Raw genomic sequence first — 16,407 nt, forward strand, 5'->3', positions numbered from 1 at the left:
CAGCTCAGACCTACGGTGAGAAGGTGATGGAAAGCGGGCGGCCTCAGGCCGGAAGGACGGCCGACCGCCGGGGGGCGGCTGAGGGCCGCCGGGCCCGGCGGGGGACACGTGCCGTCCGGCGCCTGCGACGGGGGACGGAAGCCGCCTCCCACCTGTGGCGGGAAACGGGGCGAGACCCCCGCGTGCGGCGGTTCGCGCCGGCCGCCTGGGCCGCGCTGGTCGTCGCGGCCTTCGCGGCGGGCGCCGTCCTGCACGGCTTCGGCGCCCTCGCCATCGACCATCTGCCGCCGCTGCACGGCCACTTCCGCGTCCTGACGGTCACGCTGCTGCCCGCCGCCGCCTTCGCGGCCGTCGCGGTCGCGGTGCTGCCGCCCTTGGTCGTGCGGTCGGGCTTCGGGCGGGCGCTGGCCGTCACCTACGGCTGCGCCCTGGCCTGGACGGTGCTGCTGGCCGTCTCGGCCGACGGGCTGGCGGCGCCGTTCACCCATCCGGAGGAGTACCCGGCGGCGCTGCCCGCGGTGGGCGGCGACCCGCTGGGCTGGCTGGCGGGTTTCACCGAGCGCCTGCCGGAGTACCCGACCCACGTGCGCGGGCATCCGCCGCTGCCGGTGCTCGTCGTGTGGGCGCTCGCGGCGGCCGGCCTGCCGGGGCCGCTGCCGGCGGCGCTGCTGGCCGTCCTCACCGGCTGCTCCGCCTCGGTGGCGATCGCGCTGACCGTGCGGCGGCTCTCCGGCGAGGAGGCGGCCCGCCGGGCGCTGCCGTACCTGGCGCTCACGCCCGCCTCCGTCTGGATCGCCACCAGCATGGACGCCTTCTTCGCCGGGGTGGGGGCGTGGGGCGTCGCCCTGCTGGTCCTCGGCCGGGGCCGTGCGGCGCGGATCGCCTGCGCGGCCGCCGGGGGAACGCTGCTGGGCGCGCTGCCGTACCTCAGCTACGGGCTGGTCCCCTACCTGCTCATCCCCGTGGCGGTCGCGGTGGCCGTCCGGCCGCCGCGGGCCGCCGTGCTCGCCGCCCTGGCCGGGGCCGCCTCGGTGACGGCCGCGTTCGCCGCGGGGGGCTTCCTCTGGCCCGCCGGGGTGCTGGCCACCCACGCGGAATGGGCGGCCGACCCCGGCGCGGCCCGGCCGTACCTGTACTTCCTGGTGGCCAACCTGGCCGTGCTGGCCCTGCTGACGGGCCCCGCCACCGCCGCCGGGCTGGCACGGCTCGCGCCCGGCGCGGAGCCGGCCGGACGGGCCGCCGGGCGCGGCGTCGGCGTCGTGGTCGCCGCGGCCCTGGTGGCGGTGCTCGCCCTGGACGTCAGCGGGGTGACACGGGGGGAGGTGGAACGCATCTGGGTGCCCTACGCGCTCTGGATCGGCCTGGCCGCGAGCCTGACGGACGGCCGCCGCCCGCTCGCGGCCCAGGCCCTGACCGGGCTGCTGCTCCAGGGCCTGGTCGTCTCCCCCTGGTGAGAGATCCCCCGGTCAGCCCAGCGGCGCGGTGGAGAACTCCCTCATCCCGGCGGCGAACCCGACGGCCGCGCGGAAGCCGAGCTCCTCGCGGGCCCGGTCCGGCGAGGCCACGATGTGCCGCACGTCGCCGAGGCGGTACTCGCCCGTTACCACCGGCTCGGGGCCGCCGCGCTCGGACGCCAGGGCGGCGGCCAGCTCCCCGACGGTGTGCGGGACTCCGCTGGCCACGTTGTAGGCGACCAGCCGCCCCGGCTCCCGCACGCCCGCCGCCGCCAGGTTCGCCTCGGCGACGTCGCGGACGTGGACGAAGTCGCGCCGCTGCCGGCCGTCCTCGAACACCCGGGGTGCCGAACCCCGCTCCAGGGCCGACCGGAAGATCGCCGCCACCCCGGAGTAGGGGGTGTCGCGGGGCATCCGGGGCCCGTACACGTTGTGGTAGCGCAGGGCGACGGCCGTGCCGCCGGTCTCGCGCGCCCAGCCCGCGGCCAGGTGCTCCTGGGCGAGCTTGGTGGTGGCGTAGGCGTTGCGCGGATCGGTCGGGGCGTCCTCGCCGATGGTCGCGGGATCCAGCGCCGCCCCGCACCGCGGGCAGCACGGCTCGAACCGCCCCCGCTCCAGGTCCCGTACGGCGCGCGGGCCCGGCCGGACCCGGCCGTGCTCGGCGCAGGCGTAGGAGCCCTCGCCGTAGACCACCATCGAGGAGGCCAGCACGAGGCGGCCGACGCCGTGCCGGGCCATCGCCGCCAGCAGTACGGCCGTGCCGTACACGTTGACCGACGCGTAGCCGGGAAGGTCGGTCACGTCCACGCCCAGCCCCACCTTGGCCGCCTGGTGGAGGACCAGGTCGACGCCCCGCAACGGCCCGTCGAGAGCCCGCTCGTCGCGGACGTCCCCGACGGCCACGCCCGCCGCGGCTCGCAGGTCGAGGCCGGCGACCTCGTGCCCGGCCCGCCGGAAGGCCTCGGCCACGTGGCCGCCGATGAACCCGGCGGCACCGGTGATCAGCACTCTCACAGGGCCGACGCTAGCCGGGAGCCGGGGACGGCAGAAGGCCCGGCGCGGCGATGTTCGCGGGCCGTAAGAATTCGGCGTCCTCCGGAGCGGGACGGGCGAGCGCAGACCTCCCGCGCCGGCGGCAGTGGATACGAGCCTGACCTTATCTCGCCTTACGGTCAGTACTTGACGGTCTTTACTTCGTTTTGGCCCGTGGCCGTAACCGATGGGTGGGGACCGCTTCTGGTCTGATTTCTTTGCATTAAGTGCCAAATTTCGGTCTGGTTGGTGCTCATGTGGGGCAAGGTTCTGTTTTTTCGGCCGAGAACCGGGGAGAGACACCTAATCTGGGGACAGGCGAAACCCGATCCCGGGAAGATAGGTCGTGGCGCCCCTCGGCGGCCGACCGACCCTCGGGAAGAGGTCCCAAGCAGACGCCTGCCCGCCGTTCAGCGCCGTTTCCTTCCGAGGAGAGATCCGATATGAGCGATCACCACAGCCGGTGCGGAGAATGTGGCGGCGTTCGGCCGGCCCAGAACACCGCCGAGTACACCCGCGAGCGGCTGCTGCTGATCGCCGAGGTCGGATTCTGCGCCTGCCGCGTCAGCGCTGCCGAGGACGCCGGCCGTGCTCCGGCCGGACCCGCGCGGGCCCGGGTCGAGGCCGCCGAGGTCCGGGCCGCCGAAGCCCCGGCCGCCGAGCCGAAGGCCGAGCCCCGGGCGATCGCGCCCCTGCCCGCCGGGTCCCGAGCCGCCCGCTGAGCCTCGCACTCGCCCCCGCCTGCTCCCGGCGGGTCCCGCGGTGTGCGCTCCCGCTCGTCCCGCCCCGCGGGGCGGCGTCTCGCCGGTTACCCCGGAGGTTCCTGAGCCGCCGTAAGGCGTGTGCTCAAACTGGGACAAGATGTGTATATTTTCCTTCAGTGAGTCCTGTCTGAAGGAGGATTTGTGGTGAGGGCGTTCCCCCGGGTGCTGTTCGACGAGGCACACAGCGAGTCGTGGACCATCCGGCGCGAAGTCGCCGAGACGATGAACCCCGGCCATCCGGACGACAACAGCTACGCCCGCGCCGCCGGGCTCCTGTGCCGCCTCGGCCACACCGTCTCCGCGCACACCGAGGGCGCGGTCACCGCCGGGGTCCTCGCCGCCGCCGACGCCTTCGTGATCGCCCACCCGTCGGCCGGACGCTGGGAGCGCACCACCGGCCTGGGCAGCCCGGTCTTCGCGCCCGACGAGCTCGACGCGATCGAGGACTACGTCCGCGGCGGCGGCGGCCTTGTGGTCCTGGCCGAGTGCGAGCAGGACAAGTACGGCAACAACCTCGCCGAACTGCTCGCCCGCTTCGGCGTCGGCGTCGAGCACGCCACGGTCCAGGACCCCAAGCACGCGCACAACGGCGTGGCCTCCTGGATTCTGGGCGTCCCCGGCGAGACCGCTCAGGAAGACCTCCTGGCCGGTGCCGGCCGCGCCTGCTTCTACCGCGCCGGGGTGCTCACCGCCCCCGAGGACGCGACGGTCCTGTTCTCGACCTCGCCCACCGCCGACCCCGCCGGCAGGCCGCTGGCGGTGGCCGTACGGCACGGCGCGGGCCGCGTCGTCGTGGTCGCCGACTCCGACCTGTTCGGCGACGACTCGATCGCCGACTACGACCACGCCGCGCTCTGGGGCAACCTCCTCACCTGGGCCGCACGCGTCCCCGCTCCGGCCGCCAGGACCGAGAGCGAGGCCCTGGCCGCGTTCGGCGGGCTCAAGGACGCGGTCGAGCGGCTCAAGCCGCTGCAGGCGAAGGACGGCTCGATCGAGGGCGACCGGGACCAGGCCGTCGCGCTGATCTCCGAGATCGTCCAGCACGTCGCGGCCCTCGCGCCCCGCTTCCCGCACGACGAGGCCTACCTCGCCGCGGTCGTCGCCGACTTCCGCAAGTGGGTCGAGCAGGGCCTCGGCGTCCCCGACTTCCTCGACTCCCTCGACGCCTTCCACCCCGACACCCAGCGGGTCGACGGCCTGGAGCACCTCGTCGTCTTCCCGATGTACACCCAGAACGGCTCCACCTCCCGCCACATCGAGGCCGTGTGGATCCGGACCGTCTGGCCCGAGTGGCTGGCCGAGCTGGAGCGCACCCGCTACGACAACCCGATGTTCGTGCCGATCGCCTTCGAGGACTTCACCTCCGGCTACGACACCAACTCCGCGGTGCTCTTCCCCGAGACCGTCGCGGTCCGCCAGACCCCGGCCCGCTTCACCTGGGGCGGCATCTTCTGCGACCGCGAGGCCGCCCGCTTCCGCAAGGTCGGCCGCGCCGCCGCCGACATCCTCAAGCTGGCGCTGCCGCCGGACGCCGCCCGCCTGCTGGAGTCGCAGGAGCTGGCCCAGGACACCTTCGTGCTCTGGGACCTGGTCCACGACCGCACGCACAGCCACGGCGACCTGCCGTTCGACCCGTTCATGATCAAGCAGCGCATGCCGTACTGGCTCTACTCCCTGGAGGAGCTGCGCTGCGACCTGACCGCGTTCGGCGAGGCCGTGAAGCTGGAGGCGGAGGGCGTGCCGCACGCCCGCTACGTCCAGTACGCGATCCTGTTCGACCGGCTCTTCCGCTTCCCGATCACCGGTGACCGGGTCCGCAACTACGACGGCCTCGGCGGCCAGCTGCTCTTCGCCTACCTGCACCGCAACGACGTCGTCCGGTGGACCGACAACCGTCTCAGCGTCGACTGGTCCCGGCTCGCCGACTGCGTCGCCGACCTGCGCGGCGAGGTGGAGAAGCTCTACCGCGACGGCATCGACCGCTCCAAGCTGGCCCACTGGCTGGCCGCCCACGAGCTCGTCGCCGCCTACGTCGAGCCGCACCCGGCCTCGGTGTGGGCCAGGGGAGCCGGCGCCCTGCCGACCGAGGGCTTCCCCAAGGCGGTGGTGGACGCGGTGCTGCCCGACGAGTTCCCGCTGAGCATGTTCTACGAGGCCCTGCGCCGTAAGCTCGGCGAGGTCGTCGACTCCACGAAGGGGATCCGAGCATGATCATTCTTGTCGCCGGCGCGGCCGGTCCCGCGGGTCAGGCGGTCGTCCGCCGCTTCGCGGACAAGGGGCACACCGTCATCGGCGTCGACAAGTCGGGGGCCGACGGGACGCTTCCCGTCGATCTCCTGGACTTCGACGCGGTGAAGAAGCTGGCCGCCGACGTCCGCGCGGAGCACGGCCGGGTCGACGGCATCGTGCACCTGGTCGGAGGCTGGCGCGGCTCCAAGACCTTCGCCGAGACGAAGCTGGAGGACTGGGCGCTCCTGCACGACCTGCTGGTCCGCACCCTCCAGCACGTCACGCTCGCCTTCGAGCCGCTGCTCAAGGCGGGTGAGCGCGGCAGGTTCGCGATCGTCTCCGCCAAGGCCGCCGAGCGGCCCACCCAGGGCAACGCGGCGTACGGCACCGCCAAGGCCGCCGCAGAGGCGTGGACCCTCGCCTTCGCCGACGCCCTGGAGGGCACCGGCTCCACCGCGAACATCCTGGTCGTCAAGGCCCTGGTGAACGAGTCCATGCGCGCGGCCGACCCCGACAGGAAGTTCCCCGGCTTCACCGACGTCGACGACCTCGCTGCGGCGGTCGAGGGCCTGTGGGACACCGACGCCAACGGCACCCGAATGGATCTCACGCAGTGACAGAGGCAGTGAACGACGTCGCGTCCACCGCGACCGGCGCGGTGGACGGCGTCAGGACCGACGCGGTCCGCCGGCACGACCCGCTGGTCAAGGGCTTCGCCAGCGACAACTACGCCGGGGTCCACCCGGAGATCCTCGCCGCCATCGCGCTCGCCAACGGCGGCCACCAGACCGCCTACGGCGACGACGTCTACACCGAGGCGCTCCAGGAGGTCTTCCGCAGGCACTTCGGCCCGGCCGCCGAGGCCTGGCCGGTGTTCAACGGCACCGGGGCCAACGTGGTCGCGCTGCGCGCGATGACCGCCCACTGGGAGGCCGTGGTCTGCGCCGAGTCGGCGCACATCCACACCGACGAGGGCGGCGCTCCGGAACGTACGGCCGGGCTCAAGCTGCTGCCGGTGGCCACCCCGGACGGCAAGCTCACCCCCGAGCTCGTCGACCGGCAGGCGTGGGGTTTCGGCGACGAGCACCGCGCCCAGCCCAAGGTCGTCTCGATCACGCAGACCACCGAGCTGGGCACGCTCTACACCGTGGAGGAGATCAGGGCGATCTGCGAGCACGCCCACAGCCTGGGCATGCTCGTCCACCTCGACGGGGCCCGCGCCGCCAACGCCGCCGCCGCGCTGAACGTGCCGCTGCGCGCCTTCACCACGGACGCGGGCGTGGACGTGATGTCCTTCGGCGGCACCAAGGCCGGGCTGATGTTCGGCGAGGCCGTCGTCGTGCTCAACCCCGACGCCGTGCGCGGCCTGCGTTACCTGCGCAAGAGCGCGATGCAGCTCGCCTCCAAGATGCGCTTCGTCTCGGTGCAGTTCGAGGCGCTGCTCGCCGGCGACCTGTGGCTGCGCAACGCCCGCAACGCCAACGCGACGGCGCTGCGGCTGGCCGAGGCGGTCCGGGGGATCCCCGGCGTGGAGATCCCGCGCCCGGTGCAGGCCAACGCGGTCTTCGCGGTCCTGCCGCGGGACGTCACCGAGCGGCTGCAGAAGCGCTTCCGCTTCTACACCTGGAACGAGGCCACCGGCGAGGTCCGCTGGATGACCGCGTTCGACACCACCGAGGCCGACGTCGACGCCTTCGCCGCCGCCGTCGCCGAGGAGATAGCATTTTCGGCATGAAGCTCCGCAGTCAGGGTCTGTGGCGGGCCGCCTCCCGGCGGACCCGCTAGCCAGCCCAGCCTGCGCGCAGAAAACGGCCGCCGTTCACCGGCGGCCGTTTTCCGTCTGGACCGCTCGGAGGTCTACCTCCAGTCGCGGGTGCCCGCCCACACCGAGCTGTCCTACCTGCTGGAGTGCACCGCCCACTACGGCGAGATGCGCAGGATGATCCAGTTCAAGGAGAAAGCGACGGCGCAGGAGGAGGTACGGCTCTCACTGCTGACCTATCCCGCGCTGATGGCGGCCGACATCCGGCGCAAGATCATGCGGGCCGTCACCGACTCCGGGAGTGAGGTCTGTTACGACCCACGGGACAAACCGGGTGTCTCAAACCTTCTCACACTGCTCGCGGCCTGCTCCGGGCAGCCGGTCGAGTCGTTGGCCTACGGCTCCTACGGCGCGCTGAAGAAGGACACGGCCGAGGCGGTGACCGAGGCGCTGGCACCGGTCCAGGAGCGCTTCGCGGTCCAGTTCCGCCGACCCGGCGGAACTGGACCGGCTCCTCGCCGCCTCCGCGACCCGGGTGATCGAGGAGACCTCCGGCCTGGTGACCGCCGCCCGGCGGGCCCTGGGCCTGGCCCGAGGGCACCGGCGACCGGCCCCGGGTTCGTCACTCCCGGGGCCGTGCGGCGGCCCCGCCGGTCAGGATTTGCGGCCGGTCTCGTTCTCGTACTGCGTGAGCTGCTGCTCCAGCGCCTTCATCAGCTCGAACACCTGGCTCGGCGGGATGCGGATCCGGCTGACGATGCGGGTCGGCACGCTGACGAAATGTTGTCCCGAGGACGGGTCGTTGGCGAGCTGGGGCGGCCGGGTGATCACCGCGAAGTCCAGGACGAAGCCATCCTGGGTATGCCATACCGAAGCGAAGTTGGCGTACTGCCCCATCTCGACCTCGGCGGAGATGCTCACCTCCAGGCGGTTCTCCGGCTCGTCGTTCACCACTTAAGTCTCCTCCGGCCAGGTCGGCTCCATGCTGCCCTGACCGGGATCCGGCCGTGCAGGGGACGCACCGGCGCTATTCACGTATGGAAGGCAGCGGCTGGGCACCCCGCTGCCTGAGCATGTCGGTCATCAGCTTGATCTCGCCGCTCTGCCCGTCGACGATGTGCCGGGCCATGGTGGCCACCTCGTCGCGTTCGGACAGCTTCAGCAGGGCCTCCGCCATCTGCACCCCGCCCTCATGGTGGCGGATCATGAGCTGGAGGAAGAGGATCTCCTGCTCCTTCCCGGTGGCCTCGCGGAGCCTCTTGAGCTCCTCCTCGCTGGCCATGCCGGGCATCGCACCCGGCGCGGTGGACGGTGCCGCCGTGCCGCCGTGGCCGTGACCGGCCATCCAGGCCATCGACGGGCGTTCGCCTGACTGGTCGAGCTCCCACTGCTGCAGCCAGCCCATGAACATGCCGCGCTGAGCGGTCTGGGTGACGATGATGTCATAGGCGAGCAGCCTGAACGGGTCGTCCGTGCTGCCGTCCCTGGCGATGAACGACATCTTCACGGCCTGGGCGTGGTGGACGGCCATGTCGCGGGCGAACCCGGCCTCGGCGGACGCGTCGGTCGGCTCGCCGCTCCGGCCGACGGCCAGCACCAGGACGGCCGCCACGGCCAGGCAGGCCAGGAGCACGCCGAGCACCGTGCGCCGCTGGGATTTCGGAGCCTTCTCCACGGGACTTTCCATGACCAGTCAAGCCTACTCACCCCGGAGAACATCGCGATATCACGCACCAGGCGTCCCTTATTCTGCATATACACCAGGAGGGCATAGGGTGACTCGGAGTTGTGAGCCGGGTGGAGGAACGATGTCGAAGGACAAGACGCAGGCCAGGCGGGAGCACCTTGCCAGGATGCGTGCGCAGCAGAAGGCGAAGGAGCGCAGGGCCGCGCTGCTGATGTGGGGCGTCGGCGGGGCCGTCATCGTCCTGCTCGTCGGCCTGGTCGGCTTCTACCTGGTCAACCAGGCCAAGGTGACGTCGCTGGACGCGGTGGTGAGCGCCAAGTACTCCGGTGGCCTGCACACTCCGATCAAGGTGAACTACAAGGAGAACCCGCCGATGGGCGGGGAGCACCACCCGGCCTGGCAGAACTGCGGGATCTACGACGCGCCGATCAACAACGAGAACGCCGTGCACTCGATGGAGCACGGCGCCGTGTGGATCACCTACCAGCCGGACCTGCCCAAGGACCAGGTGGAGACCCTGAAGGAGCTGGCGTCCAAGGACTACATGCTCCTGAGCCCCTACCCGGGGCTGCCCGCCAAGGTCGTGGCCAGCTCCTGGAACAAGCAGCTCAAGCTGGAGGGCGCGGACGACCCGCGCCTGCCGAAGTTCATCCAGAAGTACAAGCAGGGCGCCGAGACGCCCGAGCTCGGCGCGTCCTGCGACAGCGAGATCACCACCACCACCGCGGAGAACCCGATCCCGACGGCCAGCCCGACTCCCGCTCCGAGCGGCAGCCCGTCCACGGAGCCCGAGGCCTCTCCGTCGCCCAGTTCCTGACCCGGGTACGGCTCCCGCGCGGGAGCCGTACCGGCGAGGGCCGTGCTCTTTCCGGTTCTCTGCCGGGTCCCCCTCAGGCCAGCACCCGCTCCAGGGAGACCGCCTCCAGCCCGTGCGCCTCGGCCACGGGCTGGTTGGTCAGATCTCCCTCGTGCGTGTTCAGGCCCAGCGCCAGGGCGGGATCGGCGCGCAGCGCCTCGCGCCAGCCCAGATCGGCGATGGCGAGGGCGTAGGGCAGGGTCACGTTGGTCAGCGCGTAGGTCGAGGTGTGCGGGACCGCGCCCGGCATGTTGGCCACGCAGTAGAAGATCGAGTCGTGGACCCGGTAGGTGGGCTCGGCGTGCGTGGTCGGGCGGGAGTCCTCGAAGCAGCCGCCCTGGTCGATGGAGATGTCCACCAGGACCGAGCCCGGCCGCATCCTGCGGACCAGGTCGTTGCCGACCAGCTTGGGCGCCTTCGCGCCGGGCACCAGCACCGCGCCGATGACCAGGTCGGCGTTCAGGACCGCGCGCTCGACCTCGTAGGTGTTCGAGGCGACCGTCTGGCAGTGCCCCCGGTAGACGACGTCGGCCTGGCGGAGCCGGTCGATGTTCCGGTCCAGCAACACCACCTCGGCGTGCATGCCGAGCGCGATGACCGCGGCGTTCATCCCGGAGACCCCGGCGCCGATCACCACCACGTTGGCGGCGTGCACGCCCGAGACGCCGCCCATCAGCACCCCCCGTCCCCCGCCCTGCCGCATCAGGTGGTAGGCGCCCACCTGCGGGGCGAGCCGGCCGGCCACCTCCGACATCGGGGCCAGCAGCGGCAGGAAGCCGCCCGCGGTCTGCACGGTCTCGTAGGCGACGCCGGTGACGCCGGAGTCGAGCATGGCCCGGGTGCACGCCTCGGAGGCGGCCAGGTGCAGGTAGGTGAACAGGACCTGCCCCTTGCGCATCCGGTGGTACTCCTCGGCGACGGGCTCCTTGACCTTCAGGACGAGGTCGCCCTCCGCCCACACGTCGTCGGCGTTCTCCAGGATGGTCGCGCCCACGCTCTCGAAGTCGGAGTCGGGGATCGAGGACCCGGCGCCGGCGCCCTTCTCGACGAAGACCCGGTGGCCGTGCCGGACGAACTCGTGGGCCCCGGCAGGAGTGAGGGCCACGCGATACTCGTGGTTCTTGACCTCGCGGGGAACTGCGATCTTCACAAACCCCTCCATGATTCGCGCCTGTCGTCCTCTTCACTCTGCGTTCCCGGGAAAAGGGCCGCCATGCGCAACCTGCAAAGAGTCGATCGCCTTGTATTACAGTCTGTTAGTTTCACCTCCCGGGTGTGTTCTCCCGGACTCGATTTGGCCGCTTGATTACGCGCTCTTTGTGTAGATCGGTAGGCTCACCGCGAGCAGACGCGAGGAACGCTGGGACATGGGACATGACGATGGAGATGCACGCGGGTCCGGGTGGGCCGCCCGGGCCTCAAGGACCTCCACCGAACCCGCCCTACGGTCCTGCGCAGGGACCGGGAGGGCAGGGGCCCTCCGGTCCTGCGAGCCCTCGGGGCCCCGGAGGCCCCGGGACGCCGCCGCCCGGCGGACCACCCGGTGAGCCGAGGGCCAGCCGGGCCACCACCGTCACGCTGATCGTCGCGCTGGTGCTCGTGGTCCTGGTCGCCGGGGTGCTCGGCACCGTCGCGGTGCTCATGACGCGCAACCCCGACGTCCCGCTCGGCGCCCCGCCACCCCGGCGGCTGGCCGCCCCCATCCACTTCGCCCCGGTCACCGCGGCGCAGCCGGGAGCGTGCACGTCCCCCCAGGGCTATCCTGACGACACCGGGCAGACCTGCTACACGGTCGCCGCCGGGATCGAGATCACCGCCGTGCGGAAGATCGAGGCGATCAGGGAGAGCGGCGGCTCTTACTCGGTGCGGATCGTCTTCGCGCCGGCGTTCCGCGACCAGGTCGGCAGCGTGACCGAGGAGGCGGACGGGCAGCAGCTCGCGATCGTGGTGGGCGGCAAGGTCGTGGCGGCCCCCCGCGTCGACGAGGTGATCACCGAGGACAGCCTGCGGATCTCCGGCTCCCTGACGAAGGAGCAGGCCGAGACCATGGTCGCCCGGCTGCTCGGCACCGGCGCCACGCTCACCACGGCGCCCACGGCAGTGCCCACCACGCTGCCCACCACGGCGCCTACCGCAGGGCCCACCACGGCGCCTACCGCAGGGCCCGCGACCACGGTGCCCGGCGCGCCCACCGCCGGGCCCACCACAGGGCCCACCGCCGGACCCACCACGGTGCCCGGCGCGGCCACCGCCCCGGCCACGGGCACACCCGCCGCCACCGTTCCCGGGGCGAACCGCACGGCGAACCCGGCGATCGGGCGGGATCCCACAGCCGATCCCACCGCGAACCCCGCGGCGAGCAGCCGCCCGTCGGCCACCCGGACCACCGCGCGCGGCGGTGACGCCGACACCCGCTACCGCAGCTGCAAGGAGGCGGTGAAAAACGGCTACGGCCCCTACTACAGGGAAGTCCACGAGGAGTACGCCTGGTACGTCGACAAGGACCGGGACGGGGTCGCCTGCGATCTCGACGACCTGCGCTGACGGTCTGCCGCTCCGGCGACGGACCGGCAGGGCCCGCCCGCGCCGCACGTCTCCGGGACGCCCGCCACGGCGGTGGGCGGGGCGGATCAGACCGTGAACCGCTCGACGGCGTCGATGCCGAAGTACACCGCGAAGATCAGCGTGACCACCCAGAGCAGCCACGGGACCCCGCGGGCCCGCCCGGTCGCCGCCTGGATGACCGTGTAGGCGATCACGCCCGCGCCGACCCCGTTGGTGATGGAGTAGGTGAACGGCATCAGCACGATCGTGAGGAACGCCGGGATCACCAGGGTCAGGTCGTCCCAGGGCACGTTCTTGGCCTGCGTCATCATCAGCGCGCCCACCAGCACCAGCGCGGGCGCCGCCGCGGCGGCCGGGACGACCGTCGCGACCGGGGTGAACAGCAGCGTCAGCGTGAACAGCGCGCCGGTGACCAGGGCGGCCAGACCGGTCCTGGCCCCCTCCCCGACGCCGGCCGCCGACTCCACGAAGACCGTGCCCGCCGAGGCGCTGGAGAGCCCGCCGACCGCCCCGGCCACCCCGTCGACGGTCAGGATCGCGCCCAGCCGGGGAACCCGCCCCCGCTCGTCCACCAGCCCCGCCTCGTCGCTGACGCCGATGATGGTGCCCATCGCGTCGAAGAACCCCGACAGCACGAGAGTGAACAGCACCACCGTCGCGGTCACCGCCCCGGCCGTGGCGAACCCGCCGAACAGATCGACCTGGCCGACCAGCCCGAAATCCGGCGCGGCCACCACCGCGTCGGGCACCCGGGGCACCACCACGCCCCAGGCCGCCGGGTCGACCGTCGCCACCGAGTCGACCACGACCGCCAGCACGGCCGTGACCGCGATGCCGATCAGGATGGCCGCGGGGATCCTGCGCACGTACAGGACGATCATCAGCAGCAGTCCGAAACAGAACAGCGAGACCGGCCAGCCCGCCAGGTGCCCGGTCGTGCCGAGCTGCACGGGCGTGCCCGTGCCCCGCGCCACGAACCCGGCGTCCACCAGGCCGATCAGCGCGATGAAGGTGCCGATCCCCACGCTGATCGCATGCTTGAGCGCGAGCGGGATGGCGTTCATGATCAGCTGCCGGAGTCCGGAGACGGCCAGCAGCACGATCACCACGCCCTCCAGCACGACCAGTCCCATGGCCTGCGCCCAGGTCATGTGCGGCGCGGCCTGGTAGGCGACCACCGCGTTCAGCCCCAGCCCCGCGGCGACGCCGAACGGCGCGTTGCCCACCACCGCCATGAGGATCGTGCTGACCGCCGCCGCCAGGATGGTGGCCGTGGTGAGCTGCGGGATGGACAGTTTCGCCCCGGTGACGTCGGCCGCCCCGCCCAGGATGATCGGGTTCAGCAGGATGATGTAGGCCATCGCCATGAACGTGGTCAGGCCGCCTCTGATCTCCCTGCCGACGGTCGTGCCGCGTGCCGACAGCTCGAAGAACCGGTCCATGGATCCCCCTCCCAGGTGCGGGGGATGATCGCTTCTTACCCGCTCAGCGCGATGTCATGGGGGCGGATCGGCACCCGGGGCAGCTCCAGCCCGGTCGCGGCCCGTACGGCGGCCGCCACCGCCGGGGTGGACGACAGCGTGGGCGGCTCGCCCGCGCCGCGCAGGCCGTACGGCGCGTGCGGGTCGGGGTTCTCCAGGATCGAGACCTTCATCGGAGGCATGTCCAGGACGGTCGGGATGAGGTAGTCGGTGAACGACGGGTTGCGCACCCTGCCGCCGGAGACCAGGACCTCCTCCATCAGCGCCAGCCCCAGCCCCTGGGCGGATCCGCCGTGGATCTGCCCCTCCAGCGCGACCGGGTTCAGGATCTTCCCGACGTCCTGCACCGCCGCCAGCTCCACCACCTTGACCAGGCCGAGCTCGGTGTCCACGTCCACCACCGCCCGGTGCACGCACAGCGCGAGCTGGGTGTGCGAGTCGCCCTGCCCGGTCACCGGGTCCATCGGGAAGGTCGGCCGGTGACGGTAGACCCGTGTCTCCTCGACCGGACCGGTGCGTTCCAGGACCTCGGCCAGAGTGGACCCGTCGGCCCGCAGCTTGTCCAGCCGCTCCCGTACGGCCTCGCACGCGGCCCGGACCGCGCCGCCGGTGACGTACGACTGCCGGGAGGCGGAGGAGGAGCCCGCCGAGCCGACCGCGGTGTCGGCCGCGGCGACCGTCACCCGCTCCACGCCCAGCTCGGTCCGGGCGATCTGCTCCTGGATCGTCACCAGTCCCTGTCCGACCTCGGCCGCCGCGGTGTGCACGAGCACGTGCGGCTCGTCGCCGAGCAGCTCCACCCGGACCCGGGCGGTGGAGTAGTCGTCGAAGCCCTCGGAGAAGCAGATGTTCTTGATGCCCACGCCGTATCCGACGCCGCGCCGCACCCCTTCGCCGTGGGTGGTCTGGGAGACGCCGCCGGGCATGTCCAGCAGGTCGTCCCCGGCCTCGGCGGGCAGCGGCATCGCGGCGAGCTCGCGGAGCATGGCCGCCAGCGGGGCGGGAGAGTCGATCACCTGTCCGGTGGCCAGCCGCGATCCCTGGGAGACGGCGTTGCGGACCCTGATCTCGACCGGGTCCAGGCCGCACGCCTCGGCCAGCCTGTCCATCTGAGACTCGTAGGCGAAGCAGGCCTGTACCGCGCCGAAGCCGCGCATCGCGCCGCAGGGCGGATTGTTGGTGTAGACGCCGTAGGCGTCGATGCGGATGTTGTCCACCTCGTACGGCCCCACCCCGAGCGAGGCGGCGTTGCCGACCACGGCGGGGGAGGAGGAGCAGTAGGCGCCGCCGTCCAGCAGGATCTCCGCCTTGACGTAGAGCAGCCTCCCCTCGCGCGTCGCGCCGTGCTCGTAGCGCATCCGGGCCGGGTGCCGGTGCACGTGCCCGAAGAACGACTCCTCCCGGCCGTATACGATCTTCACGGGCCGGCCGGTGCGCAGCGCCAGCATGCAGGCGTGGACCTGCATGGACAGGTCCTCGCGGGCGCCGAACGCGCCGCCCACCCCGGCCAGCGTCAGCCGTACCTTCTCGGCGGGCAGCCCGAGGCACGGCGCGATCTGGTCGCGGTCCACGTGCAGCCACTGGGTGGCGACGAACAGGTCCACCCCGCCGTCCTCGGCCGGTACGGCCAGGCCCGACTCCGGCCCGAGGAAGGCCTGGTCCTGCATGCCGACCTCGTACTCCCCGGTGACCACGACGGGGGCGGTGAAGTCCGTGAGGTCGCGGCCCACCCGGACCGGCTGGTGGCGCAGCACGTTGCCGCCCGGCTGTCCCGCGTGGACCACCGGGCAGTCCGGGTCGAAGGCGGCCCGGCGCGGGTCGGTCACCGCCTCGCGGACCTCGTACTCCACCACGATCGCCTGCGCCGCCCTGCGCGCCCGCTCGGGATGGTCGGCGGCGACCAGCGCGACCGGCTCGCCCTGGTAGCGGACCTGGTCGACGGCGAGCACGGGCTGGTCCCGGCGCTCCAGACCGTAGAACTTCTCGCCCGGCACGTCCTCGTGGGTGAGCACGGCGAACACGCCCGGCATCGCCAGCGCGGGCCCGATGTCGATCGAGCGGATCCACGCCGACGGGTGCGGGCTGCGCAGGGTCACGCCCCAGATCATGTCGGCGAGGTACAGGTCGGAGGAGTAGGCGAACTCGCCCGTCACCTTCAGCGTCCCGTCGGGACGGGGTGCGCTCTCCCCGACGCCCCGGCTGCTCTGCCGTGTCTCGATGCCACTCATCACAGCAGTACACCAAGACGGTCGGGGAGCCGCCATGGCACACACCGCGGAACAGGGGGCCCGGCCGTTGGCGACTGTTGCGCTCGCCCGGCGGGACGGTGCCGCCGCCGGGCCTACGGAGCCGCGACCGGCGCGCGCCCGGAGCGGATCCCTCAGCGGATCCCTACAGGGGATCACCGCTTCGTAGTCCCGCAGGTGTTCGAACGCTATGGCATCCACATGTTCCGGCAGGATCCGCAGCGTGCAGGCGCCGGGTCCGATGACCAGGACCTTCGAAGGGCTGCGGGGATTCCGGTCAGGGTCAAGCGTTCGTCTCCGCTTTGACACGTACGTGTAGACACTCTGCGCT

Annotated in this window: 13 protein-coding genes and 1 pseudogene; 8 read left to right on the plus strand and 6 right to left on the minus strand. The window is 72.3% G+C overall.

The window, feature by feature from the left end:
* The first annotated feature begins 182 nt into the window (after positions 1–182).
* On the plus strand, positions 183–1,454 hold the full coding sequence (locus HS041_RS15895; protein ID WP_196441455.1) for a hypothetical protein: 1,272 nt from the start codon (positions 183–185) through the stop codon (positions 1,452–1,454).
* Positions 1,455–1,466: 12 nt separating this feature from the next.
* Here the strand turns inward: HS041_RS15895 and HS041_RS15900 are convergent, their stop codons facing one another.
* Positions 1,467–2,468 (minus strand): NAD-dependent epimerase/dehydratase family protein, encoded by a 1,002-nt coding sequence (locus tag HS041_RS15900; RefSeq protein ID WP_196441456.1) that lies wholly within the window; start codon positions 2,466–2,468, stop codon positions 1,467–1,469.
* Between the two features lie 461 nt (positions 2,469–2,929).
* Between HS041_RS15900 and HS041_RS15905 the strand changes: the two genes are divergently transcribed.
* The 5 genes and pseudogenes from HS041_RS15905 to HS041_RS38360 all read left to right on the plus strand — a co-directional run.
* Positions 2,930–3,208: a hypothetical protein gene (locus HS041_RS15905; protein ID WP_196441457.1), complete on the plus strand. Its 279-nt coding sequence runs from the start codon at positions 2,930–2,932 to the stop codon at positions 3,206–3,208.
* A 186-nt stretch (positions 3,209–3,394) separates the two neighbouring features.
* Positions 3,395–5,461 (plus strand): DUF6421 family protein, encoded by a 2,067-nt coding sequence (locus tag HS041_RS15910; RefSeq protein ID WP_307845316.1) that lies wholly within the window; start codon positions 3,395–3,397, stop codon positions 5,459–5,461.
* Entirely contained in the window at positions 5,458–6,096 is a 639-nt protein-coding gene (locus HS041_RS15915) for an SDR family NAD(P)-dependent oxidoreductase (RefSeq protein WP_196441458.1), read from the plus strand. The genes HS041_RS15910 and HS041_RS15915 overlap by 4 nt, the downstream gene beginning before the upstream one ends.
* Before the next feature lie 41 nt (positions 6,097–6,137).
* Entirely contained in the window at positions 6,138–7,214 is a 1,077-nt protein-coding gene (locus tag HS041_RS15920; protein ID WP_196442521.1) for a threonine aldolase family protein, read from the plus strand.
* A 138-nt stretch (positions 7,215–7,352) separates the two neighbouring features.
* A pseudogene (locus tag HS041_RS38360) lies at positions 7,353–7,445 on the plus strand (hypothetical protein); the annotation flags it as partial.
* Positions 7,446–7,895: 450 nt separating this feature from the next.
* On the opposite strand, the gene HS041_RS15930 reads toward HS041_RS38360, so the two are convergent.
* On the minus strand, positions 7,896–8,195 hold the full coding sequence (locus HS041_RS15930) for a DUF3467 domain-containing protein (RefSeq protein ID WP_196441459.1): 300 nt from the start codon (positions 8,193–8,195) through the stop codon (positions 7,896–7,898).
* Between the two features lie 73 nt (positions 8,196–8,268).
* Positions 8,269–8,916, minus strand: coding sequence for a DUF305 domain-containing protein (locus HS041_RS15935; protein WP_307845317.1), 648 nt, complete (start codon positions 8,914–8,916; stop codon positions 8,269–8,271).
* Between the two features lie 133 nt (positions 8,917–9,049).
* Here HS041_RS15935 and HS041_RS15940 point away from each other — a divergent pair, with 133 nt between their 5' ends.
* Positions 9,050–9,745: a thioredoxin-like domain-containing protein gene (locus tag HS041_RS15940; RefSeq protein WP_196441461.1), complete on the plus strand. Its 696-nt coding sequence runs from the start codon at positions 9,050–9,052 to the stop codon at positions 9,743–9,745.
* A 73-nt stretch (positions 9,746–9,818) separates the two neighbouring features.
* Here the strand turns inward: HS041_RS15940 and ald are convergent, their stop codons facing one another.
* Positions 9,819–10,934 (minus strand): alanine dehydrogenase, encoded by a 1,116-nt coding sequence (ald, locus tag HS041_RS15945; protein WP_196441462.1) that lies wholly within the window; start codon positions 10,932–10,934, stop codon positions 9,819–9,821.
* Between the two features lie 443 nt (positions 10,935–11,377).
* Between ald and HS041_RS40040 the strand changes: the two genes are divergently transcribed.
* Positions 11,378–12,328 (plus strand): excalibur calcium-binding domain-containing protein, encoded by a 951-nt coding sequence (locus HS041_RS40040; RefSeq protein WP_196441463.1) that lies wholly within the window; start codon positions 11,378–11,380, stop codon positions 12,326–12,328.
* Between the two features lie 86 nt (positions 12,329–12,414).
* Here the strand turns inward: HS041_RS40040 and HS041_RS15955 are convergent, their stop codons facing one another.
* A complete protein-coding gene (locus tag HS041_RS15955; RefSeq protein ID WP_196441464.1) occupies positions 12,415–13,791 on the minus strand; it encodes an NCS2 family permease in 1,377 nt (458 codons plus the stop codon).
* Between the two features lie 35 nt (positions 13,792–13,826).
* A complete protein-coding gene (locus tag HS041_RS15960; protein ID WP_196441465.1) occupies positions 13,827–16,058 on the minus strand; it encodes a xanthine dehydrogenase family protein molybdopterin-binding subunit in 2,232 nt (743 codons plus the stop codon).
* Positions 16,059–16,407: the final 349 nt, after the last annotated feature.

This window comes from Planomonospora sp. ID67723 (assembly GCF_015711605.1).
GTDB lineage: Bacteria > Actinomycetota > Actinomycetes > Streptosporangiales > Streptosporangiaceae > Planomonospora_A.

Bases quoted from the DNA above. Each gene is read 5' to 3' on its own strand.
- HS041_RS15905 (WP_196441457.1), top strand. From the start codon at position 2,930: ATGAGCGATCACCACAGCCGGTGCGGAGAATGTGGCGGCGTTCGGCCG.
- HS041_RS15915 (WP_196441458.1), top strand. From the start codon at position 5,458: ATGATCATTCTTGTCGCCGGCGCGGCCGGTCCCGCGGGTCAGGCGGTC.
- HS041_RS15940 (WP_196441461.1), top strand. From the start codon at position 9,050: ATGTCGAAGGACAAGACGCAGGCCAGGCGGGAGCACCTTGCCAGGATG.
- HS041_RS15955 (WP_196441464.1), bottom strand. From the start codon at position 13,791: ATGGACCGGTTCTTCGAGCTGTCGGCACGCGGCACGACCGTCGGCAGG.
- HS041_RS15960 (WP_196441465.1), bottom strand. From the start codon at position 16,058: ATGAGTGGCATCGAGACACGGCAGAGCAGCCGGGGCGTCGGGGAGAGC.